Source organism: Candidatus Baltobacteraceae bacterium (genome assembly GCA_036559195.1).
Taxonomy (GTDB): domain Bacteria; phylum Vulcanimicrobiota; class Vulcanimicrobiia; order Vulcanimicrobiales; family Vulcanimicrobiaceae; genus JALYTZ01.
Window position 1 is genome coordinate 12,836 of the sequence record DATBTN010000043.1, and the last position, 22,468, is coordinate 35,303.

The 22,468-nt window shown below is 63.5% G+C and carries 21 protein-coding genes; 12 read left to right on the forward strand and 9 right to left on the reverse strand.

Annotated features, from left to right (window positions below; genetic code table 11):
- Positions 1–11: 11 nt before the first annotated feature.
- Entirely contained in the window at positions 12–3,590 is a 3,579-nt protein-coding gene (locus VIG32_05400) for a TonB-dependent receptor (protein HEY8297438.1), read from the forward strand.
- Positions 3,591–3,656: 66 nt separating this feature from the next.
- Here the strand turns inward: VIG32_05400 and VIG32_05405 are convergent, their stop codons facing one another.
- A complete protein-coding gene (locus VIG32_05405) occupies positions 3,657–4,523 on the reverse strand; it encodes a DUF4438 domain-containing protein (protein HEY8297439.1) in 867 nt (288 codons plus the stop codon).
- A gap of 61 nt (positions 4,524–4,584) precedes the next feature.
- Here VIG32_05405 and queD point away from each other — a divergent pair, with 61 nt between their 5' ends.
- The 5 genes from queD to VIG32_05430 are packed head-to-tail and all read left to right on the forward strand — an operon-like array spanning position 4,585 to position 8,174.
- Positions 4,585–4,956 carry a 6-carboxytetrahydropterin synthase QueD gene (queD, locus tag VIG32_05410; GenBank protein HEY8297440.1) on the forward strand — a complete coding sequence of 124 codons (372 nt, stop codon included), beginning with the start codon at positions 4,585–4,587 and terminating at the stop codon, positions 4,954–4,956.
- Entirely contained in the window at positions 4,940–5,515 is a 576-nt protein-coding gene (locus VIG32_05415) for a 7-carboxy-7-deazaguanine synthase QueE (GenBank protein ID HEY8297441.1), read from the forward strand. Before queD ends, VIG32_05415 begins: the two co-directional genes overlap by 17 nt.
- Positions 5,512–6,120 (forward strand): futalosine hydrolase, encoded by a 609-nt coding sequence (mqnB, locus tag VIG32_05420; GenBank protein HEY8297442.1) that lies wholly within the window; start codon positions 5,512–5,514, stop codon positions 6,118–6,120. Before VIG32_05415 ends, mqnB begins: the two co-directional genes overlap by 4 nt.
- Positions 6,113–6,949 (forward strand): 1,4-dihydroxy-6-naphthoate synthase, encoded by an 837-nt coding sequence (locus tag VIG32_05425; protein HEY8297443.1) that lies wholly within the window; start codon positions 6,113–6,115, stop codon positions 6,947–6,949. Before mqnB ends, VIG32_05425 begins: the two co-directional genes overlap by 8 nt.
- Positions 6,942–8,174, forward strand: coding sequence for a DUF1343 domain-containing protein (locus VIG32_05430; protein ID HEY8297444.1), 1,233 nt, complete (start codon positions 6,942–6,944; stop codon positions 8,172–8,174). Before VIG32_05425 ends, VIG32_05430 begins: the two co-directional genes overlap by 8 nt.
- Positions 8,175–8,533: 359 nt before the next feature.
- On the opposite strand, the gene VIG32_05435 is transcribed toward VIG32_05430, so the two are convergent.
- Positions 8,534–8,995, reverse strand: a complete 462-nt coding sequence (locus VIG32_05435; GenBank protein HEY8297445.1) for a PilZ domain-containing protein — start codon at positions 8,993–8,995, stop codon at positions 8,534–8,536.
- A gap of 124 nt (positions 8,996–9,119) precedes the next feature.
- Between VIG32_05435 and VIG32_05440 the strand changes: the two genes are divergently transcribed.
- The 5 genes from VIG32_05440 to VIG32_05460 are packed head-to-tail and all read left to right on the forward strand — an operon-like array spanning position 9,120 to position 14,209.
- Complete coding sequence (locus tag VIG32_05440; GenBank protein HEY8297446.1) at positions 9,120–10,499, forward strand: FAD-linked oxidase C-terminal domain-containing protein; 1,380 nt, start codon at positions 9,120–9,122, stop codon at positions 10,497–10,499.
- On the forward strand, positions 10,496–11,713 hold the full coding sequence (locus VIG32_05445; protein HEY8297447.1) for an FAD-binding oxidoreductase: 1,218 nt from the start codon (positions 10,496–10,498) through the stop codon (positions 11,711–11,713). The genes VIG32_05440 and VIG32_05445 overlap by 4 nt, the downstream gene beginning before the upstream one ends.
- Before the next feature lie 5 nt (positions 11,714–11,718).
- Positions 11,719–12,789 (forward strand): DUF2600 family protein, encoded by a 1,071-nt coding sequence (locus tag VIG32_05450; GenBank protein ID HEY8297448.1) that lies wholly within the window; start codon positions 11,719–11,721, stop codon positions 12,787–12,789.
- A gap of 42 nt (positions 12,790–12,831) precedes the next feature.
- Complete coding sequence (locus VIG32_05455; protein ID HEY8297449.1) at positions 12,832–13,674, forward strand: TIGR01777 family oxidoreductase; 843 nt, start codon at positions 12,832–12,834, stop codon at positions 13,672–13,674.
- On the forward strand, positions 13,562–14,209 hold the full coding sequence (locus VIG32_05460; protein ID HEY8297450.1) for a GNAT family N-acetyltransferase: 648 nt from the start codon (positions 13,562–13,564) through the stop codon (positions 14,207–14,209). The genes VIG32_05455 and VIG32_05460 overlap by 113 nt, the downstream gene beginning before the upstream one ends.
- Positions 14,210–14,227: 18 nt before the next feature.
- Here the strand turns inward: VIG32_05460 and trxB are convergent, their stop codons facing one another.
- Entirely contained in the window at positions 14,228–15,166 is a 939-nt protein-coding gene (gene trxB / locus VIG32_05465) for a thioredoxin-disulfide reductase (GenBank protein ID HEY8297451.1), read from the reverse strand.
- 70 nt (positions 15,167–15,236) lie between these two features.
- On the opposite strand from trxB, the gene VIG32_05470 reads away from it, so the two are divergent.
- Positions 15,237–16,073, forward strand: coding sequence for an MBL fold metallo-hydrolase (locus tag VIG32_05470; GenBank protein ID HEY8297452.1), 837 nt, complete (start codon positions 15,237–15,239; stop codon positions 16,071–16,073).
- Here the strand turns inward: VIG32_05470 and VIG32_05475 are convergent.
- The 6 genes from VIG32_05475 to VIG32_05500 all read right to left on the reverse strand — a co-directional run bounded on the left by VIG32_05475 (position 16,070) and on the right by VIG32_05500 (position 22,313).
- Positions 16,070–16,447: a hypothetical protein gene (locus tag VIG32_05475; GenBank protein ID HEY8297453.1), complete on the reverse strand. Its 378-nt coding sequence runs from the start codon at positions 16,445–16,447 to the stop codon at positions 16,070–16,072. The genes VIG32_05470 and VIG32_05475 overlap by 4 nt on opposite strands.
- Positions 16,448–16,531: 84 nt before the next feature.
- Positions 16,532–17,311: an ABC transporter permease gene (locus VIG32_05480; GenBank protein ID HEY8297454.1), complete on the reverse strand. Its 780-nt coding sequence runs from the start codon at positions 17,309–17,311 to the stop codon at positions 16,532–16,534.
- Complete coding sequence (locus VIG32_05485; GenBank protein HEY8297455.1) at positions 17,308–18,066, reverse strand: ABC transporter ATP-binding protein; 759 nt, start codon at positions 18,064–18,066, stop codon at positions 17,308–17,310. The genes VIG32_05480 and VIG32_05485 overlap by 4 nt, the downstream gene beginning before the upstream one ends.
- Positions 18,063–18,794, reverse strand: a complete 732-nt coding sequence (locus VIG32_05490) for a metallophosphoesterase family protein (protein ID HEY8297456.1) — start codon at positions 18,792–18,794, stop codon at positions 18,063–18,065. Before VIG32_05490 ends, VIG32_05485 begins: the two co-directional genes overlap by 4 nt.
- Positions 18,795–18,805: 11 nt before the next feature.
- The gene (locus tag VIG32_05495) at positions 18,806–19,645 is read right to left on the reverse strand and encodes a hypothetical protein (GenBank protein HEY8297457.1); all 840 of its coding nucleotides are present in this window, start codon (positions 19,643–19,645) and stop codon (positions 18,806–18,808) included.
- Positions 19,638–22,313, reverse strand: a complete 2,676-nt coding sequence (locus tag VIG32_05500; GenBank protein ID HEY8297458.1) for a bifunctional YncE family protein/alkaline phosphatase family protein — start codon at positions 22,311–22,313, stop codon at positions 19,638–19,640. Before VIG32_05500 ends, VIG32_05495 begins: the two co-directional genes overlap by 8 nt.
- Positions 22,314–22,468: the final 155 nt, after the last annotated feature.

The window sequence follows — 22,468 nt, forward strand, 5'->3', positions numbered from 1 at the left end:
AGGAGACTACGATGTTCATGCCACGATACCGCGCCAAACGCGCGATTGTGGCCGTCGCATTGCTCATCGGAATGCTCAGCCAGGGAACATGGACACTGGCTGGGACCACCGGTCGCATGAACGGCACGGTCGTGCAAGCAGATAACGGCGCACCCATCGCTAACGCCAAGGTAACGGCGGTAAGCCCAACGCAAACGTCGGCAACCGTTACCGACGGATCGGGTCACTTCGGGTTCATTTCCCTCTCTCCCGACACGTACAGCGTGTCGGTTGAAAAAGACGGATTTATCGCGACGAGCGAGGCGGGCATCAGCGTGTTCGCCGATGCAACGCAATCCGTGGCCATTCGCATGCAATCGTCGCTAAAGACGATCGCCAGAGTCCGATCGCTTTCAACGGCCAGCCTCGTTCGGTCGGGAACGACGGCCGACGTCTACTCGATCAATGCAGCTACGCAAGATAAGATGTCGGGATTGGGCGGCGGCGGCGGGCTCAACAGCGCGTATTCCGCGATTGCCTCCGTGCCCGGTGCGTTTGTCCCGCTCAATCAAACCGGCTACTTCCAGACGGTTCACATTCGCGGCGGCGACTACGACCAGGTCGGATACGAGTTGGACGGCGTGCCGGTAAACCGCTCGTTCGACAACTATCCGTCGGGTGCGGCGTCCTCGCTCGGACAGCAAGAGGTTCAAGTCTACACCGGCGCCTCGCCGGCAAACTCCGAAGGTCAGGGACTGGCCGGCTACATCAATCAGGTCATCAAGGCCGGCACCTATCCGGGTTTCGGTTCCGCGAATCTCGGCATCGGCGCGCCCTCCTTCTACCACAAGGCCTCGGTTGAGGCCGGCGGTTCGCAGCCGGATCGTCTCTTTTCGTACTACGCCGGTATCGGCGGTTACGATCAAGACTTCCGCTACGTAGACCAGAATAACGCCGCCGGACGCAGCGAGCTTGCCGGCCCGCTCGCGCCGGTGGCCGCGGGCACCGGAACCTGCCCGGCCGCACTCGCGCCTACCGGATGCTATCTGCTGCTGCCGTACCAATATACGTTTCAGTCGGGCATTGCCGACCGCGACGTCGTTGCAAATCTACACTTCGGCATCCCCCACCACCACGACGGCGGCCGCGACGATATCCAACTGCTGTGGGATAGCGGCAACCTCACCAACCCCTTCTACAATTCGACCAACGACGAAGGCGGGTTCGCCGCATTCGGCGGTGCGGCAAACGCGCCTGCGTTCGCCGACGGTTATCAATGGACGTGCGGCGGCGTCGGCAGCACGACGAACGTGTTAAATAGCGCGTGCGTCACCCACTACGCCTACCCGGGAACTCCACCGCACGTCTTCGGCGGCACGATTCCGCCCGATCTGCGCGACGTACTCCGAAACAGCCAGGAGATCGTGAAGCTGCAGTATCAGAAGAATTTCGGCAGCGATGCGTTCTTCCGAATCTACGGCTACACGTACTACAGCAGCTGGACCCACAACGGTCCGAACAGCGCTTCCTCGAACTTCTTAGCGTGCTGCGCCTCGGACTACGAACTGAGTTCGCACACGCGCGGCGTGAGCGCCACCTTGAGCAAGCAGTTCAATGCGAAAAACCTCCTGAGCCTGCAGGGCGCTTATACAACCGCGTCGTCGGTGCGCGACAACAACACGCAAATGTTTAACACCGGCGGAGCCCGCTCCAGAGGCATCGTTATGGTCAACGCCAACGATCCGCTCAGCGGAAACTGTTTCGATGCAAGCGGTACGAACATCACCTGCAATCCGGCCGGCGATGCCAACGGCAATCGCGCCAACTTCGCTACGTGGGGCGGCGTCTCCAGAGGCACGGTCCCGGCGCTCGCAGCGTCGTGCAACATTCCCGGCGGCAGCGCCGGCCCGTGCACCTGGCTCATTGCGGAAAACTCGCTCTGGGCGACCTATAACGCGGTCACCCCGAAATTTACAGCCCTTTCCCTCACCGATGAATTCCGTCCGACCGACAAGCTGCTGCTCAACCTTGGGTTGCGGTACGATCGGTTCCAATTCGTCGGTGGAGATACGCACGTGAACGATCCCGCGCGCGCGTTTTGGTTTAAGGCGTGGAACCTCGACAACTGCATCAACGCGGCCGGCGTTCCCGTCGACAAGTCGGCGATCGGCGCGGGCTTGCTGCCGAACAATCCGTGTCCGGCGGGTTACACCGCCGCAGACATGCGCAACGTCTCGGGAACGACCACCTACGGCGTCTTCCAGCCGCGGCTGGGCGGAACGTACACGCTCAATCCAGATACGGTCGTTCGCTTCTCGGCGGGCAAATATGCCGAACCACCGAACGCGGCGTTCGAGCAATACGATACGCTTCAGGAAAATACGCCGTTCGAACTTCCGGGATCGAACGCGTTTTATTCGCTCGGCTTCACCACGCCGGGCCAACACGCCGTTCGTCCCCCGACCTCGCTGAACTTCGATCTCTCGCTAGAAAAACACCTCAAAGGCACGGATTGGTCCTTTAAACTCACCCCGTTCCTGCGCGAAACGAAGGACCAGATTCAACAGTTCTTCCTGGATCAGAAGACGGCGTTTTCCTCCGGGATCAACGTCGGCCGTCAGACCAGCAAAGGCGTCGAATTCCAGTTGAGCAAAGGAGACTTCAGCCGCAACGGGCTTTCCGGGCAACTCTCGTTTGCCTACACGCATTCGGGAATTCGCTACGACACGCTCAGCAACGGCTCGACGGTCGTAAGCGGCGTCAATACCGATATTCAACGATACAACGCGCTGACCAAGAGTGGCGGCGGATCGCCGTGCTATCTCGCGGGCGCGGCTTCCGGGTGCGCCGTCGCGGGCGCGATCGCCAACCCGTACTACAACGCGCCGGTGCAAGCCCTCATCGACCCGACCCAGTCGTTCGCGACCTACACGATCTTCCCGGGGCCGACCCAGTCGTCGGCCGTTGCGTACGGCGCGCCGTACGTCGCGACCGCGATCCTGAACTACAAACACGATCGGATGACGATCACGCCGTCCCTGCAATTCCAAGGCGGCGCCCGGTATGGCGCACCGGAAACCACCAACGGTATCGATCCGGCCACCTGCGGTGCGCCGCTCGGCGGCGGCACGGCCAACGACCCGCGCTATCCGTACGGCGCTGCCGGCGGCAATCCGTACGATGCCACGAATTGCGGCGGAACGGTTGCAATTCCAGACCCCTACACCAACGCGTTCGACAACCTCGGCTCGTTCGTACAGCCGAATCAACTCGCCGCGAACCTCCAACTGAGTTACGAAATATCGCCGAAAATAACGGTGGTTGGCACGTTTGCGAATCTCGTCGGTACGTGTTGGGGCGGCACGAAGGCTGCGTGGACGCTTGCGAGCGACCACAACGTCTGCTCGTACAATATCCTCAATACCGGCGGCGCGATCGGCCCGGTCGGCAATCTCTACAATCCGCCCGCAACGGTTGGCGACTTTCAGCGATTGATCCGCTATCCATACGCCGCCTACCTCGGCGGAGCCAACACGAACACCGCCGCCGGAAACTTCAACCAAACCAAACAACCCTTCCAGTTCTTCCTAGAGGCTCGCATCAAGCTCTAACACAACGAGGTCCGGGAATCTGTGGAAGCAGCAAGGAGCACCGTTGCGACGGTGCTCCTTACGTTTTCAGCGCAGTTTTAAGATCGACGCGAGGTTTGCCGTATCGTCGATGACCGGTTCGATTTTGCCGGTGGAGGAGGTGAGCAGCGACGTGACGCCCGGGCCGTGTCCGGAGACGAACGAGCGGCCGTGCACGACGACGCCGACCGAAATCGCTCCCGTTCGATAGATGCGTCCGAACGAGTGGTCGGCGTTGACGATCGCGACGATATCGCCCAGACGAAGCTCGCGCAGGCCGTACTGCTCGGCCACGGCATCGTCGAAGGTTTGAATATCGTAGTCGCCGCGTACCACCGTCGAGCGTCCGAGCCCCGATCCCATCACCGCGGCGGGAACGATTCGCGCGACGCGCGCGCGGACGTACGACTCGTCGAACTCGAGCCCCCACGCGTCGACGAACTCGGGGTCGGCGTTGAAAATCTTCACGTCGGGCGTGTCGAGCAATCGCATCCCAAGCCCGCGCGACCAAATTTGGATCTTATCGCCGATCGCCATCTCGCGCATGATCTCGGGCGTAAAATCCACGAGCACGTGTTCGATGCCGCCGTGCTTGCCGGTAACGCGGCCGCGCTTGCCCTTCGCATCGCCCGTGAGGATCACGGCCTCGTTGCCGATGCACGAAAAGGTGTTGAAAGCGACGTTGATGCGATCGTCCGGATTGCGCGCGCTGACGGCCGGCTCGATGTGATCGGCCGCGAAGGCAAAGGCCGAGTCGCCGACCCGCACGTTGGGATTGATTCCTCCGACGCTCGGAAGGATCAGCGGCTGACCGTCAAAACTGACGTCGTAAAGCCCCGTATTGAGTAAGGCGGGCGCAACTTCGCCGACTACGGCGGTCGTGACGAGTTCGGCGTGGTTGATACGGACGCTCACGGGGGCTCCTTGGCGAGAACGGGGTACGCTCGACCGTGCACCGAACGGTAAGCGCGCACCCATGCAGATTGTTAAGCATTTCCGGTTCGAGGCCGCGCACGTTCTCCCTTATCACGACGGCAAGTGCTCGCGGCTGCACGGTCACTCGTACCGCCTCGAGGTGGCAATCGCCGGGCCGCTGCGGCAGGATGGCCCTGCCCGCGGGATGATCGAAGATTTCGACACGATCAAGGCCGTCGTGCATCGGCACGTTATCGACGTGCTGGACCACCAGAACCTCAACGACGTCCTCGAGAATCCGACCTGCGAGCGAATCGTCGCCTGGGTTTGGGAGCGCCTGGCCGCGCACTTGCCCGGCCTCGACACACTCGTGCTCTGGGAGACCGCCACGTCGTGCGCGGTTCTTCGTAAGGCCGATGCTGCAGCTCGCTGAGATTTTCTACAGCATTCAAGGCGAAGGCACGTACAGCGGAACGCCGGCGGTCTTCGTGCGGCTCGCCGGCTGCAATTTAGCCTGCGATTTCTGCGATACCGACTACTCGCTGAAGTTCTTCGCATCGGTCTCCGAGGTCGTCGCTCGGGTGCGCGCGATCGGCGGCGCGTGCCCGATGGTGATCCTCACGGGGGGCGAACCGCTCGCGCAGTCCGAGACTCTCGATCTGATCGGCGCGCTGCGCGACGACGGGCGGCGCGTGCACATCGAATCGAACGGAACGCTCGCGACCGAACTGCCCGACGACGTGTGGCTTTGCGTTTCGCCGAAGGAGCGCGTCGATCCGCGCATGGCGGAGCGTGCGAACGAGGTGAAGCTGATCGTCGACGAGCGCGTACCCGAAGAACATCTCGCGCTCTTCGCGCGACAGCCGACGATTCTGCTGCAGCCCGAAGGCAACAAGCCGCGGAATATCGAGATCGCGCTCGAGTACGCCAAGGCGCATCCCGTGCGCTTCCGTCTCTCGCTCCAAACGCACAAATTCATCGGCGTCCGATGATTCTCGTTACGTGCGCGGTGGGTAAAGAGCTGGCATTCTTCGCGCCGCAGCCGCACGTGGAGATGCTCGTCACCGGCGTCGGCCCGGTCGAGGCGGCGGCCGCCGTGTCGCGCGCGCTCGCGCAGGGCCCATATGACTTGGTGATCAGCGCGGGCATCGCCGGCGCGTTCGCCGGCGCGGCCGATGTCGGCGACGGCGTGGTCGTCTCCGACGAGTTACTCGAACTCGATATCGAGACCGGCGAGCGAATCCCCTTACCGGGCGACGCACGTATCGTCGATCGAGCGAACTCCGATCTCACGCTCGTCGATCGCCTCGTCGAACTCGGCTTCGCGCGCGTTCGCGGTATCACGGTCGGGCGCGTGACCGCGACCGGCGCAACGGCGGCGCGGCTCGCCGCGCACGATGTCGGCGTCGAGTCGATGGAAGGGTTTGCGGTATTGCGCGCGGCCGAGATCGCCGGCGTCCCGGCGGTTGAAGTGCGCGGTATCTCCAACATCGTCGGCGACCGCGCGGAAAGCCGATGGAACTTTGCCGCGGGCGCGGCGGGTTTAGAACGTGTATTAAACGCTTTGCTCGGTTCGATTGGAACGGTAGATGGATAAACCCCTGACCCTCGCGTACTCGCCCTGTCCCAACGACACGTATATTTTCGCCGCCCTCACCAACGGGTTGATCGACGACGTGCCCGAGGTTCGCGTCGCGCTCGAGGACGTCGAGAATCTTAACAACTCCGCTGCCAAAGGCGATTACGAACTTACGAAAGTGAGTTACGGTGCGATCCCATCGCTGATGGACAAGTACCGCATCCTACGCGCGGGCGGTGCGCTCGGGCGCGGCTGCGGGCCGCTGCTGGTAGCGCGTAAGGGCACCTTCACGACGCTCGAGTCGCTCGGGGACAAGCTCATCGCCATCCCGGGCGAGCGCACGACCGCCTTCATGCTGCTGCGTCTGGCGATGGGGCTGACTCCGCCAATCATCGGTATGCGCTTCGATAAAATCGTCGAGGCCGTCTCTAAGGGAACCGTCGATGCGGGCCTGATCATTCACGAATCGCGCTTCACCTATCAAAACGACGGCCTCGTCGAAATCGTGGACTTGGGCGACTGGTGGGAATCGGTCTCGGGCATGCCGATTCCGCTGGGTGCCATCCTCGTTCGCAACGATCTCGACGATACGCGGGCAGCCGAGATCGACGATGCGATCCGGCGCAGTTTGAAGTTCGCACGCGAGAACGACGATACGATTATCGGCTACGTGCGCGAACACGCTTTCGAGATGGACGATGCGGTCATGCGCAAGCACATCGACCTCTACGTTAACGAGTTCAGCGACGACGTCGGCGACGAAGGCATCGCGGCGGTTCGCGAACTCTTCAAGCGCGCGCACGCAGCCGGGATTCTTCCCGATCCGATGGAGCCGAAGTTTGTTTAAATCACTTCGACGGGCCCTGGCCGCCTTTGCCGTGCTCGCTTTTGCCGCAAGTGCGTTTGCGGGTGCGGGCGAGCTGCCGCGAGCGAAGATCGCGCTCGGCGACGAGGTCTTTCTGCAATCGGCCTGGCACGATCTGCACGGGCGCTGCGTCGGGGTCATTACGAATCAGACGGGCGTCACGTCGCGGCTGGTCAACATCGTAGACGCCATTAAAGCCAACCCGCGGATTTGCATCAAGGCAATCTACTCTCCCGAGCACGGCCTGCGCGGCGATCGCCCCGCCGGCAGCTATGTTTCGTCATACACCGACTCGCGCACGGGCCTGCCGGTCTATAGTCTCTACGGCAAGCAAAAACATCCCACCGCAAAAATGCTCGCGGGCGTCGACGTGCTGCTCTTCGATATTCAGGATGTCGGCGATCGCCCGTACACCTACGTTTCGACGATGGCCTACGCGATGGAAGCTGCCAAGGCGTACGGTAAGCAGATCTGGGTTCTGGACCGTCCGAACCCGCTGGGCGGCGAAGCGGTTGAAGGTCCCGTGCTCGATTCGCGCTTTAAATCGTTTATCGGCCTCTATCCCATAGCGATGCGCCATGCGATGACCGTCGGCGAACTCGCGTCGCTCTTCAATACGGAGTACGGCATCGGCGCGAACCTGCGCGTCGTTCGCATGCAGGGCTGGCACCGCAGTATGCTTTGGCCCGAGACTGGGCTGCAGTGGGTTCAGACTTCACCGAACATCCCGGAGTGGAGCACCGCGGTCGTCTATCCGTGTACCGGATTGCTCGATAATATCGGTCTTAACGGCGGCATCGGCACGACCAAACCCTTCAAATATGCAGGCGCGGTCGGCCTCGATGCCTACCGGCTCGCAGCGGCGATGAATGCGAAGGATCTGCCGGGCGTCTATTTTCGGCCGGCGTATTGGTCGCCGTTCTTCGGCGCGCTCAAGGACCGGCAGGTCGGCGGTGTGGAGTTAGTCGTTTACGATCCGCGCGCGTTCCCATCGGTACGCACCGCCCTCGATCTCGCGACCGCCGTGCGCGACATCGCGCCCGCGTTCCTAAAGATCGACGCGAAAGCACTCGATATCGATTGGGGCACCGACTCCCTGCGACGCGGCCTGCAAGCCGGCCGCTCCGCCGACGCAATCTGGTCGTCCTGGCAGCCCGCAGTCGACCGATTCAAAACGATCCGCGCCAAATATTTGCTTTACGACTAATTCGAGCGTCGTCAAGACAAAGACGGGAAGCGTGGCGCGACAAGGGCGGCGAAGCGTTGTTGCGACAAACGGCTTGCGCAACTGTTTGTCATGCTGAGCTTGTCGAAGCACGACGCTTGTCATGCTGAGCTTGTCGAAGCACGACGCTTGTCATGCTGAGCTTGTCGAAGCACGGCGCTTGTCATGCTGAGCTTGTCGAAGCACGGCGCTTGTCATGCTGAGCTTGTCGAAGCACGACGGAGTTCGTCCTTCGACAGGCTCAGGATGACAAAGCGAAAGTTGGCGTCAGAGCGTTGTAATTGCTGATGACAAGCGCAGGTTGGCGGGGGAGCGTTGTCATGCTGACAAGGGGGGGATGGTTATTCGCCGTGGCGGGTGCGTAGGTAGTTGATCTGCCAGAGATGGATGAAGCGTTGGAGTTCTTCTTCCGTTTTGGGATCGATACGCTCGAAGGAAATGCCGTGCGCGAATTTGCGCGTTTCGACATCGAGAAACGAGGTGTGCACCTTCGCGTCGATATGAACCGGAGCGAAGCCGGGCGGTGCGACCTTGACCGTTTCCGGGCGCAGTCCGAACGGACTCTGCTCGTACATCTCTTTTTCAACGGTCATCGCCGCCAAGAACTCGTCGGGCAGGTTGAAATCGAGCGTGAGGATCGAATCCTTGATAAAGTCTTCGTCGCACGCCAAACGCAGGCCACCGGCGCTCAGATCGTTCGCGCGCGCGCTGCGGCGCCCCGGGCGTCCGGCGAGCGTGTAGAACACGTCGAACTCCACCGGCATGCGAAACGCGGAGCGCTTCTGATCGGCGCTCGGGACCATGTGACGGACGGATCGCCGCTGCTCGTGTCTCTTCTTGCGGCCTCCGAAAAGGAATGAAAACATCGCTCGTCAAGCCGTTAAAAACTGCAGGCCTCGCCTCCTGCTCGAACGTACCTCAACCTCGGTGCTAGAGCAACGCTTGATCGACGCGATCGGTCCCGACGCCGTGAAGACGGCCCCGGAAGATCTTGCCGTGTATGCCTTCGATGCGTACTCGGAGGGCCCGCCGCCGGCGGCAGTCGTACTGCCTGCATCGACGCGCGATGTGGCCGCGGTCGTGAAAATCGCGCGCGATTGCGGCGAGCCGATCGTCGCGCGCGGCGCCGGAACCGGTCTCTGCGGCGCGGCGGTCCCGACGCAGGGCGGCATCGTCGTTTCGTTCGCTCGAATGAACCGCGTACTCGAGATCGATGCACGCAATCGGCGCGCCCGCGTCCAACCCGGGCTCATCAATCTCGAACTCTCGAAACGGGTCGCCGCGAACGGGCTCTTTTACGCGCCCGATCCGTCGTCGCAAAAGATCTCGACGATCGGCGGAAATATCGGAACCAACGCCGGCGGCCCGCATTGCCTTTCGTACGGCACCACCGTCAACCACATTCTCGGTCTCGAGATTATCGACGATTCGGGCGAGGTGTTTACGACCTCGCTCGACGATCCCGGCTACGATCTCACCGGCACGCTCGTCGGGAGTGAAGGGACGCTCGGAATCGTCGGCTCCGCGTGGGTTCGTCTGCTGCGCGCTCCCGAGTCGACACGCGTTTGGCTCGCCGCATTCGGCGACGTCGAATCCGCCTCCGAAGCCGTTTCGGCGATCGTCGGCGCCGGCATCGTGCCGACGGCGCTCGAAATCATGGATGCCGTCATAACCCAAGCCGTCGAAACCGCCTTTCACGCCGGCTATCCCACCGACGCCGGCGCCGTACTCCTGATCGAAAACGCCGGCTTTGAAGACGACATGGCCTATGCGGAACGCGAGATCGAACGCATCGTAAAAAGCCACGGCGCAATCTCGTGGCGCAGCGCGCGTAACGCCGCCGAGCGCGAAGCGCTGTGGGCCGGCCGCAAAGGGGCGGCGGGCGCGGTCGGCCAGATCGCCCCCAATTACTACATTCAAGACGTCTGCGTGCCGCGCACGAAGCTCCCACAAGCGCTGCGCGCGGTAACGCACGCCGCCCGCAGCAACGGGATCGAAGTAGGCAACGTATTCCACGCCGGCGACGGAAACTTACACCCGCTGCTGATGTACGACAAACGCGACGCGCGCCAAGTCGGTGCGGTAATCGAGGCCGGAAACGAGATACTCGGAGCCGCGATCGACTTGGGCGGTACGATCAGCGGCGAGCACGGTATCGGTTTCGAAAAGCGCGAGACGCTCACGCGCGTCTTCACGACCGACGATCTCGCGACGATGGCGCGCGTTCGCGACGTCTTCGATCCACGCCGCATGCTCAACCCAGAGAAGATCTTTCCCAGCGGTGCGTCTTGCGCGGAGGTGCGATGACGCTCGAGCGCGTGGTGCCGGCGAGCGTTGCGGAACTTCGCGAAACGATTGCCGCCTGCGATCGGCGCGGCGCGGCCATCGTCGTGCAAGGCGGCAACACATTGCGCGGGATGGGGTTTCCGCCGACGCGCGCCGACGTTGAATTGGTAACGACCGGTCTCGACCGCGTCGTCGCGCACGAGGTTCGCGATCTCACGTGCGCCGTGCAGGCGGGAGTGACGATCGCGGCGCTGGGCGAGGCGCTAGCGGCGGCGGGCCAGTTCGTTCCGCTCGACGCGCCGGCGCGGCGCACGGCAACCGTCGGCGGAACGATGGCAGCGGGATGGCTTGGCCCGCGCCGACACCGCTACGGACGCGTTCGCGATTACGCGATCGGTTCGGAAGTCGTGCTCGCCGACGGCACGGTCGCGCACGCGGGCGGTATGGTCGTTAAAAACGTGACCGGCTACGACATGAGCAAGCTCTATATCGGCTCGTTTGGAACGCTCGGCGTTCTCACGCAGCTCAACTTCAAAACGCTGCCGCTTCCCGCGACGGCGCGCGTCGTGCTCGCTCGCCTTCCCGAAGGCTCTCGTACGCGGGCGATCGCCCATCTCACGAACCTTGCGATCGCGCCTGCGGCGTTGCTCTGCGTCGAAGGGTACCGCAAGGCGATCGATGGCGAGGACGGCGTCGACGGCCGCCTCTGCATCTTTTTCGAGGGTTCCGAAGCGCTCGTGGAGCGCGCGACCCGCGATCTGCGCTCGGCACTCGGTCGGGCCGGCGTACCGGAGGCAACCATCGTCGACGCGGGCGCGCGCGAGACGTTCCAACGCGCGCTCGATGCGACGATTGCCAACGTCGCCGAACGTTCGGTTACGTACCGATCCCTGGGCACACCCGAAAGCGCCGAAACCCGGTCGCTTGCGATGCGCGACCTGGCGAACCGGCACGAACTCTTTACCGACGTGCTGATCGATCCGCTCAACGGCGACGCCATCGTGCGCGTGAGCGAGCGCGACACGCTGGCGTTCGCCGCGCGCATCGAGCGCTTCGACGACGTCCTGCACGAGATCGTTCCAAACGCCGTGGTGATCGCCGGCGCCGCCCCGATGCGCGCCTCTCTGCGCGTGTGGGGCGAAGATCCGCCGGCGCTGGCACGGATGCGCGCGATCAAAACGCGATTCGATCCGCACAACACGCTCAATCCGGGCCGCTTTCTCGCGGGTCTGTAACGCCGATGCTCGATAGAGAGATCCGGTTCGCCATCGGCATGGTGGTGCGGCGCCCGGCCCGCTTGCGTTTCCTGCTCCAGGGCGGCCCGCTCGGCGCCCTCGATCTCCTGCATTTTTTGCGTCGCATCGTGCCGGTTGCGAAAGCCGAACTCGCTCGAATCGAACGAATAGCCGATCGCATTCCCGACGATCGGCTCCGGCACGAAGCCCTGCAGAGCATCGGCACGAAGGCCTATCACGTTGCGGGCGCCGCGATACTCGCAACGTTTTTGCCCCGCGGCGCCCGCGAGCATTACATCAAAATCGTAACGCCGCTCGAATCCATCTACGACTTCCTCGACAACCTGTGCGACCGCCATCCCGACGTGCCGATCGAAGCGTACCCGATCCTTCACCAAGCGCTCGCCGACGCGCTCGATCCCGAGGCGCCGCTGCACGAGTATTACGCGCGCGGCCCGCTCGGCGACGACGGCGACTATCTACGCTCGCTCGTCGAGCGCACGCGCTCCGCTCTCAAGCGATTGGAAGGACACCAACTGCTCCTTCCCTATTTTCGCGAGGCGGCAACGCTCTATACGGATCTGCAAACCTTCAAACACTACCCAAAAGAGCGGCGCGAGGACGCCTGCATCGCGTGGTACGAGCGTCAGGGCGGCCGCTTCGGGGATCTCTCCTGGTGGGAGTTCGCTAGCGCGGCGGGCTCTCAGTTCCAGGTGTACGCTCCGCTCTACGTCGCCTTCTGCAGCGACTTCCGTCAGCTCGACCGAACGTTTAACGCCTATTTTCCGGCCTTTTCGGCGCTTCACGTGTTGCTCGACTACTTTATCGATCAGCGCGAAGATCGCGAGCACGGCGAGTTGAATTTCGTGGCGTGTTACGAAGACTTCGCGACGTTCGCTCTCCGCGCGCAGTCGCTCGCCGGCCGCGCGCGAGAGCGATTCGCACGACTTACCCGCCCGCGCGCGCACGATTTCGCGCTTCGCATCATGTGTCTGTTCTATCTCACGCATCCGAAGGTTTTCGAGCAAGGGCTCGACGCACAGGCACAGACGCTCCTGGCGGCCCTCGCCGGCTAGCCCTCCGGCAAGATCGGTCGCCTTTCCCGCGAAGGCGCCAGCATGCGTATCGCATTGTTCGGGGCATCGGGGTTCGTCGGGCGTCATCTCGCGGGCGCGCTGCGCGCGCGCGGGGACGAGGTCCGCACTGGGTCGCTGCGCGACGCCGCGACGGCGGCGGCGCTAGCGGATGGCTGCGACGCGATCGTCAATCTCGCGGGCGAACCGATCGCGCAGAAGTGGAGCGATGAGGTCAAGCTGCGAATCGAGCGGAGCCGCACGGCGCTGCCCCATGCATTCCTCGACGCCGTCGCGACGGTGGCGCAGCGCCCCACGGCATACGTCTCGGCTTCGGCGGTCGGCTATTACGGAACGAGCGAAGAGCGCACGTTCACCGAAGTGAGTGGACCGGGCGACGACTTTCTGGCGCGCGTGTGCGTGGAATGGGAGCGAGAAGCCGAACGGGCTGCCGGTTTGGGCATGCGCGTCGCGCGGATTCGCACGGGGGTTGCGTTGGGGGCCGGAGGCGGCGTACTGGAGCGGCTCGTTCCACCGTTCAAAATGGGCGCCGGCGGTAAAGTCGGCAGCGGCCGTCAATGGTACTCGTGGATCCACGTCGCCGATCTGGTCGGCGTCTACCTGCTCGCGCTCGACGGCGGCGAGGGGGCGCTGAACGCAACGGCTCCCACTCCCGTGCGCAACGAAGAATTCACGCACGAACTCGGCAAGGCGCTGCACCGTCCAACGCTCTTTGCGATTCCCACGTTCGCGATTAAGAACATGCTCGGGGAAGGTGCGGTCGCGGTACTCGAAGGTCAGCGCGTTTTGCCCGAACGCGCGCAGGCAGCCGGCTATACATTCGCCTTTCCGACGATCGACGCGGCCTTTGCAGACATCTTCCGCTGACACGCAGCGCCTGCGCAGCGAGCGTCTCGACCTCGAGCCGGTGCGCGTGGCCCACGCGGACGAGGCGTGGCCGCATCTCGACGACGAGCGCATGTGGACGTACTTCCCGGCGTTGCGCCCGCCGACGCTCGAGCGGCTGCGCGAGATCTACGCGCGGCGCGAGCGAGGATACACGCACGCCGACGGCGCGCAGGTGTGGGGCAATTGGATCGCCCGCGAACGCGCCACCGGTCGGGTCGTCGGCGACGTGCAGGCCACGATCTATCCGCAGCGACGCGTCGCCTACATCGCCTACGGAATCTACGTCGAACACCAGCGTCGCGGTTTGGCGCTCGAGGCGGCTCGCGCGTTAATCGACCACCTGCATGACGCCCATGGCATCCGGCGGGTCTTCGCCGAGATGGATACGCGCAACGCGGCGTCGTATCGTCTGGCGGAATCGCTTGGCTTCGCGCGCATCGAGACGCGCGCGGCGATGGACCGCGGCAACGGCATCATCTCCGCCGAGTACGTCTACGAACTGCTGCTCGACTAAACGATTCGCGAGTTCGGTTTAGGCGACGACTTGCTCGACGGGAAACTCGAGCGCTTCGAGATACTTCTCCGCATCCATCGCCGCACGGCAGCCCGCGGCGGCCGCGGTGATCGCCTGCTTGTAACGGAGGTCGTTCACGTCGCCGGCTACGAACACGCCCTCGATGTTGGTCGAAACGCCGTCGTCCGATGCGATATACCCCATCGCATCGAGATCGAGCTGACCGTCGAAGATCGCGGTGTTGGGGTCGTGCCCGATCGCGATGAAGAGGGCGTCGGCATCGAACTCAAAGCGGCTGCCGTCGTTGAGGTTGTGCAGCTTGAGGGCGCGCAGCTGGCCGTCGCCGATCGCCTCTTCGACCGCCGTATCCCAAATGAAGTCGATCTTATCGTGCGAGCGCGCGCGGTCGGCCATGATCTTGCTCGCGCGCAGACTATTGCGGCGATGAATGACCGTGACGCGCCGGCCGAATCGCGTGAGGAAGAGCGCCTCCTCCATCGCGGAGTCGCCGCCGCCGACGACCACGATGTGTTTGTCGCGGAAGAACGCGCCGTCGCAGGTCGCGCACGTGGAGACGCCGCGGCCGCGCAAGTGCTCCTCGCCTTTTATACCGAGCCACCGGGCGTTCGCTCCGGTCGCCACGATCACGCTCTTCGCGTGATATTCGTCGTCGGACGTGCGGACGACGAGCGGCCGCCCGGCGAGATCGACGCTCGTGACGTCGACGTTTTCGATCCGCGCGCCGAAGTGCTCGGCCTGTTCGCGGAACTTGATCATCAGATCCGGCCCCAGAATGCCTTCGGGAAAGCCCGGGTAGTTCTCTACCTCGGTCGTGAGCATCAATTGGCCGCCGTACATCCCGCCGGCCAGCACGAGCGGCTTGAGGTTTGCCCGAGCGGCATAAATGGCGGCGGTCAAACCCGCCGGTCCCGATCCGATGATAATAACGCGTTCCATACCTGGCTTTTCGACCGCTCCCCCGCGCCCTCCGGTTGCGCCGGGGACCGGAAAGGTCGTAGGGTGAGGCATGGCTCTCGAAGACGAATTCGCGGATATTCTCAAAAAAGCGCTGCGCGGGACCGGCACGAGCGTAACGTCGCTCGCGCGGACGATCGCGATCCCGGCCGACGCGCTCCACGCATGGACGGCCGGAACGGACCGGCCAACCGACGAGCAGGCGCGCGCGGTGGCGGCTGCGCTGCACCTCGATCCCGGCAACCTTGCCGACGCCGCCGCCGAACGCTGGCATCCCGATCCAATCGCGCTTCCCGACGTCCGCCATCATCCGCAGCATCCGCACCCCAGTAACGGATACGTCTTCTTCGTCGACGGCGGGCGCCGCGCGGCGCTCGTCGATCCGGCCGGCGTGCCGGCGAACCTGCTGCGCGTCCTGCGCGATGGTCCCTATCATTTGGAGTACATCCTCGTAACGCACAAGCACGCCGACCACTGCGACGCGACGGCCGAGATTGCGGCAGCGTTCCCGCACGCGAAGATCGTGATGCATCGGGCCGACGCACACGCGATCGGCGAACTTGCCGGGCGCGCGCTACCGATCAAAGACGGCGAGGAGTTGCCGTTCGGCGACGGGGTCGCCGTGCGAATGCTGCATACGCCCGGTCATACCGACGGGTCGTCGTCGTTCGTTTTTCGCTCGACGGTCTTTACGGGCGACACGCTATTTGCGGGCAGCATCGGCGGCGCTTACGGCGACGCGAGTACGTATGCGGACATCTTAAAGAGCGTCCGCACGCGACTCTTCACGTTGCCCGACGAAACGGTCGTGATGCCGGGACACGGTCCGCCAACGCGAATCGGGTGGGAGCGAGCCCACAACCCGTTCTTTCCGAACGAATCCGCTTAGCGTTTGACGTCGAGCGTCGCCAGGCCGCCGGAATCGCTGCTCACGATGACGTGCGTCCGGTGCGGCGCGGCATCGTCGTCGCGGATGACCTGAAATTCGATCGTTCCGCTGCCCGCCGCCGAGAGCGGCAGCACCACGCGTGACGGCGAGCAAACGCGAGCCGTACAGAACGACGCGATCCATCCGGGCGCCAGACCCGACGCGTGCAGATGCATTACGGCGTTCGGCGCGCCGCGCACGCTCAAACGATATGCGACCGCATCGGGATTTGCAGCCGCCGGAACTTTTCCGTGCCACGGCGAGAGCGCGAGCAAATCCGCCTGCGAGGCGACCGCGACCGCGGTCGTGAGTACGAGCGCCCCAAACAACAACATGCGTACCATGCTCCTAGAACGCCCCAACCTCGCCCGCCGGATGCATTCACCCCTTGTCATGGTGAGCTTGTCGAACCGTGGGGGCTAGGTTCGGAGTTTGTAGCCGGCGACGGTCATGCGTAGGGCGATCGCCAGAGAGATGACCGATAGGACGGCGATCACGGTGAGCGAGAGCCAGAGCGGCAGATAACTTTGGCCCGTGTAGCTGAACCGGAACGCGTCGATCGTGTAGAACATCGGGTTGATGAGTTCGAAGTTGCGGATCATCGGCGGTAGGAGCTGCGCCGAAGTGAACGTTCCGCCCACGAAAACGAGCGGCGTGATCGCGAAGGTCGTGAGCACGGCGAGGTGATCGAACTTCTCCGCCATGAGGCCGAAGACGATCCCGAGGGTCGAGAAGAGCATCGAGACCACGATCATGACGGCGAAGTACAAGAACCAGTTGCTCGGCAGCGTATGCACGAGCATGAACCCGAGCACCATGATGATGTTCGCGATGATGAACGCGCGCGCGATGCTGCCGAGGATGTAGCCGAAGACCATCTCGTAGGCCGACATCGGCGCGATGAGCATCTCCTGAATCGAGTTCATGAAGCGCCCTTGGAAGACCGAGCTGCTGCACTCGCCGTACGACGAATCGATGACCTGCAGCATGATGAGTCCCGGAATCAGAAACTCGGCGTACGAAACGCCCTGCACGCTCTTGATACGGCTGCCCAACGCCAAACCGAAGACGAAAACGTAGAGCAGCGTCGTGATGATCGGCGGCCAGATCACCTGATTGATGATCTTGAGGCTGCGCACCATCTCGCGCTTCATGAGCGTCATCATCGCGACGCCGTTGAACCGGCTTACGGCGATCACGAACGCGTCAATTCCAAGAAAATATCCTGCAGATTCCCCTCGCGGCTCGCGAGCAGATCGCTGGTCGATTCCAGCGCCACGATGCGGCCCGCACGGATGATGCCGATGTTGCGGCAGAGCGCTTCGGCCTCTTCCAGGTAGTGCGTCGTAAGCACGACCGTGGTCCCTTCGGCGTTGAGGCGGCGCAGCAGCGCCCACAGCTCGAGACGCAACTCCACGTCGACGCCGGCGGTCGGCTCGTCGAGAATCACGAGTTTCGGTGAGTGAATGAGCGCGCGGGCGAGCGTGAGGCGCCGTTTCATGCCGCCCGAGAGCTTCATGTAGTCTTGCTTGGCCTTCGAGGCGAGGCCGAATTGTTCGAGCAACTGGTCGGCGCGCTCGCGCACCTCGTTTGGTTTCAGTCCGAAGTATCCGGCTTGGTAGATCAAGATATCGCGAATCGAAAGATAGCGATCGAAATTGTACTCTTGCGGAGCCAGACCCACGAGCGCGCGAGCTTGGCGCCAGTCGCGCAGCGTGTCGTGACCGAAGATGTTGATCGACCCCGAGTTCAGGCGCGCCAACCCGACGATCGCGTTGATCGTGGTGGTTTTCCCGGCGCCGTTCGGGCCGAGAAATCCGAAGAAATCGCCCGCTTCCACCCGCAGCGAAACATCGTCGACGGCGGTAAAATCACCGTAGCGTTTGACGATATGATTGAGTTCGATTGCAGCGGGCCGGTCGTGCGTACCGTTTCGAAGCCCGGCGTCTATCAAGGTATGAGTGCCTTCAACCGCTTGTAGCGGTGCCTTCGCAGAATGGAGATGAGTTCGCCACTCTCCGGAATCCCGCAATCGGCCAATTGGGTTGCAACGCGTTTGATATCGAAGGCGACGCGCCGATGGCGCACTTCCCAGCCGCCCGAACGCTCCGTCAGGATCGCGTAGCCCGCTCGCGGATCGCCGTCCTTCGGCAATCCCGCCGACGCCACGTTGACGAGCAGCTTTCCGCGCCACGCGCGAACGTACGGCAAGTGCAGGTGCCCGAACGCAATCGTCTGGGCTGTCTCCGCACCGATGAGCCGCTCGAGGGTGGCGTCGTCGGCATCGGGCCACAGATGCTCGTCGTCGCTGGTCGGGTTGGCGTGACAGATCAGCAGTTGATTCTCCGGCGGTCCAAAGCGCAATTCCGTCGGCAGTTCTCGCAACCATTTGATCGATTTTTCGCCGAGTTCGTTGCGCTGCCAGACGAGCTGCTTGCCGTCGGTCTCGGCGCTGCCCGTAGTTTCGCCGGTATCGGCAATGTAACGGTCGGTATTGCCGCGCACGCACTGCGCGCCGACCTCCACGAGCCGCTGCACGACCTTCTTCGGCTTGGGGCCGTCCATGCAGAGATCGCCGGCCGCGACGAGCACGTCGGCGCCGCCCTGGCTTTGAAGATCGGCTAAACAGGCATCGAGGCCGACGAGATTACCGTGAATATCCGAAAAGATCGCTACGCGCATAGATTGTAAAATCAGATTCGTTTGAGCGGAATTGCGAGCATCGCCGGCGTGATGCCGATTTTGCCGAAATCGTAGAGGTCGATCGCTTCGACGTGGATACCGCTGCGGCGCAGGAGATTGACCGAACGCGAATAGCGAACGTCGGCGAGCACGTGGTGCTCCCCGATTGCGAGTACGCCGGCACCGAGATCTTCACCGTGCTCCAGCACGATCGTTTTGAATCCGGCTTTCGCGAACGGCGCACGATCGACGTGCTGTGCCGCGAGTACGACCGCGTCGCTCGCGACCGCGCTTGCGACCGCGCGCAGCGCGGGGACGCTCTCCGAAACGCGAACCTCGACGGGCGCAAAGCCGTGCGCGCGCGCGATTTGCGCGAAGCCCGCTCGGCCGAGCGCGTTGCTGCGTTTGCTCACCGCGACAAAGGCGGTGTTTCCCGCCAGCAAAACGTCGTTGCCGCCGAGCACGCCCGGCGCAACCAAGTGGCCGGCCATCGGGATGTCGAGCCGGCCGAATTCGTGCTCCATGCGCTCGATCTCGGGACGCCGCGAAAGGGCGGCGGGACGCATCAGCGCGACGCCGTCTTCGAACGTCACCGCGACGTCGCCGGCGGCGCTCGCGAACGCCTCGTCGCCGTGCGGCGCGAGCACGGTGACCTCGCAGCCGTAAAACTTGAGCGTCTTGGTTAGGATTTCGAGCTGGAGCTTGGCGCGCTCGTAGTTCGCACTAGGCTCGCCCTGGAGCGGCCGGGCGGTGGCGATCGCCGGGGCCGGGGCAACGAGCAGCGCCGCGCGCAAAGCGCCGGTCGGGTGCGCGCAAAGGCGCGGGCCGTAGTGTACCTTATCCTCAGTCATTTTCCGATTTCGTCGAGTGCAGCGCGCGAAGCGCCGCTTGGTAAAGGGTCCGTTGGGCCGCGGCGTAGGCGTGCGGCTCCATCGTCGCCTCGCGCTTCGCCAGCCGGTCGGCCTGACGCGAGAGCGCGACGATTCGAGCGCTACGTTCGACATCGGCGTCCGGTCCACTTTGATCGGTCTGCGCGAGCAGCGCGGCGATTCGGCGCCCCTCGACGCTCGCCGTCTGGGTCGCCACCGGCAGTGCGGTGAACGGCGCCATATTCGGGGTCGGCGTGAAGAAATCCGAGAGGTCGGTCGCTACCAGATCGTTGAGGGCCAACGGCGGCAGGCCGAGCAGTTCCTCTTCGGTCTTGAGAATGCTGACCGTCGAGGTGTGCCGATTTCCAACGTAATGCCGCTTCGCGTACGGAGAGACGACGATCGCGTACGTACGATGCTCGTTCACGTGATCGCGCGAGGACTGCGCGTCGTCCGGCGTAATGAAAATGGCCGTCGACGCCCATTCGGGCTGGTGGCTTAAATAGTCGACGATCCTGCCGAGGGCGCGGTCGCCGTCGGCGACTTCCTCCGGCAGCGGCGGAATGTTGGGGCCGAAACCGCCGTGATCGTCCGGCAGCCAAATATAGGTGAAATCCGGTGCCGGATTGCGCGACTTGTACGTGCCGTAGTCTTTGACGAATTCGGTCGCGCGCCGAACGTCGCGAATCCGCAGATTCCATCCCGGATAGTTCGTATCGATGTGCCCGCCAAGGGCCGCGAGAGCCGGCACGTCGAGCGAATATGTTCCGCCCAGGCCGCTCGTTGGCGCGTTTTGATCGTTCGCTCCGCGGAAATTCGGATCGTCCGTCTTCGGGTTCTCGGCCGCACCCTCATCGTACCCCGAGAGGCGGATTAAATCGCCGTAATCGCGATAGGTCATTCCGGCGCGCTGCGTGCTGTTGAAAATGTAGCCCGCGCGCGGGTAATCTTCGGGATCTTCGTTTTTGTTCACGTTCGGCGAGCGACCGCCCTTGACGAGCAGCGTCTTCTCGGAGTACGCCGTCGCCACGCCGCCGGCTGCGAACTGATGCCCCGCGTCCGACTCTTCGGCGTCGGCATAGAGGTTGGCAGCCAATCCAAATTCGCGAGCGAGCGCGTGCAGATTGGGTGTGATCGTCTCCCCGTAAGAGACCAGCGACGGATCGCCGTTACCGTGCGGCGCACCGTTGCCGTCGGTAAGATCGCCGAGCATCGCATCGTACGTCTTATTCTCTTCGAGAATGAAGACCACGTGTTTGATCGCGCTGCTGCGCTCGCCCGATCGCATCGGCGGCACGAGCGCGTCGGGTTTGGCGATCCGCGCGCGCCGCGTGTATTTGAGCGCCGCTATCGTCGTCTTCGGAAGCGGAAGCTTACGCAAGTCGATGCGCTGCAGCGTGGCCCACACCGTGTTGCTATCCTGCTCGGCTTGATAGATGTGCCCGTCGGCGGCTTTCTTGTAGGGCGGCCCGCCTTCGAAGCGCGGCTCTTGATTGAACCCCTTCGCATTAGCAACGTAGAGGTAGCGCCCCGTTGCCGAGAGCGCGAGCGCCGTCGGATACCACCCGGTCGGAATCAGTCCCAAGCGATGCAGGTGTACCGGGTCGCGCGAATCGAGTACGGCAACCGCATTCATCCCGGCAAGCGCCACGTACAGTCGCTTACCGTCGGGGCTGCCGACGATGGCATCAGGCTGCGTGCCGTACGGTGCCTTGTCGAAGAGCCGTAACTGGATGCCGCCGACCACGCGCGGAATGCCGCTCAACCGCACCACCGCGATACGATCGACGTTGGTCATCGCGACGAAGGCGTACCGTCCGTCCTTCGAAACGGCGATCGCCGTCGGCGCGGCGCCGCCGACGAGATCGCTCCCGTCGGGCATCTTATCCATCGCGAGCGATGCGGTCGAGGCGTCGCTCACGTCGCCGTCGCTCGCGAGCGCGATGCTGCTCAGCGCGGAGGCGTTCGCCGGCGAGGCCGGGGCGTTCGCGAATGCGGGCGCGCTCGCGGGTTGAGGCAAAAAGGCGTATCGCATCAAACCGGGATCGGTGACGTACAAGCGCTTGCCGGCCACCGCCGCGCCGTAGGGGAAGTACCCCACCGCCACGTCGTGCATGGCGCGGCGCGTCGCCAGATCGATCGCGGTTACGCTATTTGCAAGGTTGTTGACCACGTACGCGATGCGGTGGTCGGGCGAGAGCGCGATCGTTCCCGGAAATGCGCGATTTTTATTTGCGAAGCGCGGATCGGTCGGCCCTGGAATCGCCAAAACGTTCGGCTCTTCCAGGAGTTTACCGGCAGCCGTGAGGTGAAAAAAATGCATGAGGTTCGTGGGACCGCCGGAGGCCAAAACGAGCGTCTGCGACGGATTTTTCGGATCCTTCACTGCGGCGACGCCGACCCACAGACCCCAATGCCGATCGGCTTTGAAGACGTCGGTCACGCGCATCGTCGCCGCGTTCACCACCGTCAGCGTGTAACCGCCCACAACCTTCGGATCGATCGTGCTGCGCGCGTCGCCTTCACGCTCGTCGTCGTTGGTGACGATCGCGTACTTTCCATCGGGCGAGAGTGCGACGCCGAGCGCATTCATGCCGACGACGACGCTCTTGCCGACGGGCGCAACGGTGCGCCCGTTCGGCAGGATCACATCGTAGGGATTTGCTCCCCGAGGGGTTCCTGCGGGGCGGTCGCCGGCGGGCGCGGAGTAGGTGGTCAATCGGGCAGAACTCGCCTGGCTCGCACCCATCAAGGCGCAGGCCAAAGCGGCCGCTAAAAGGCGTCGCAGCATCACATCGTAGGGGG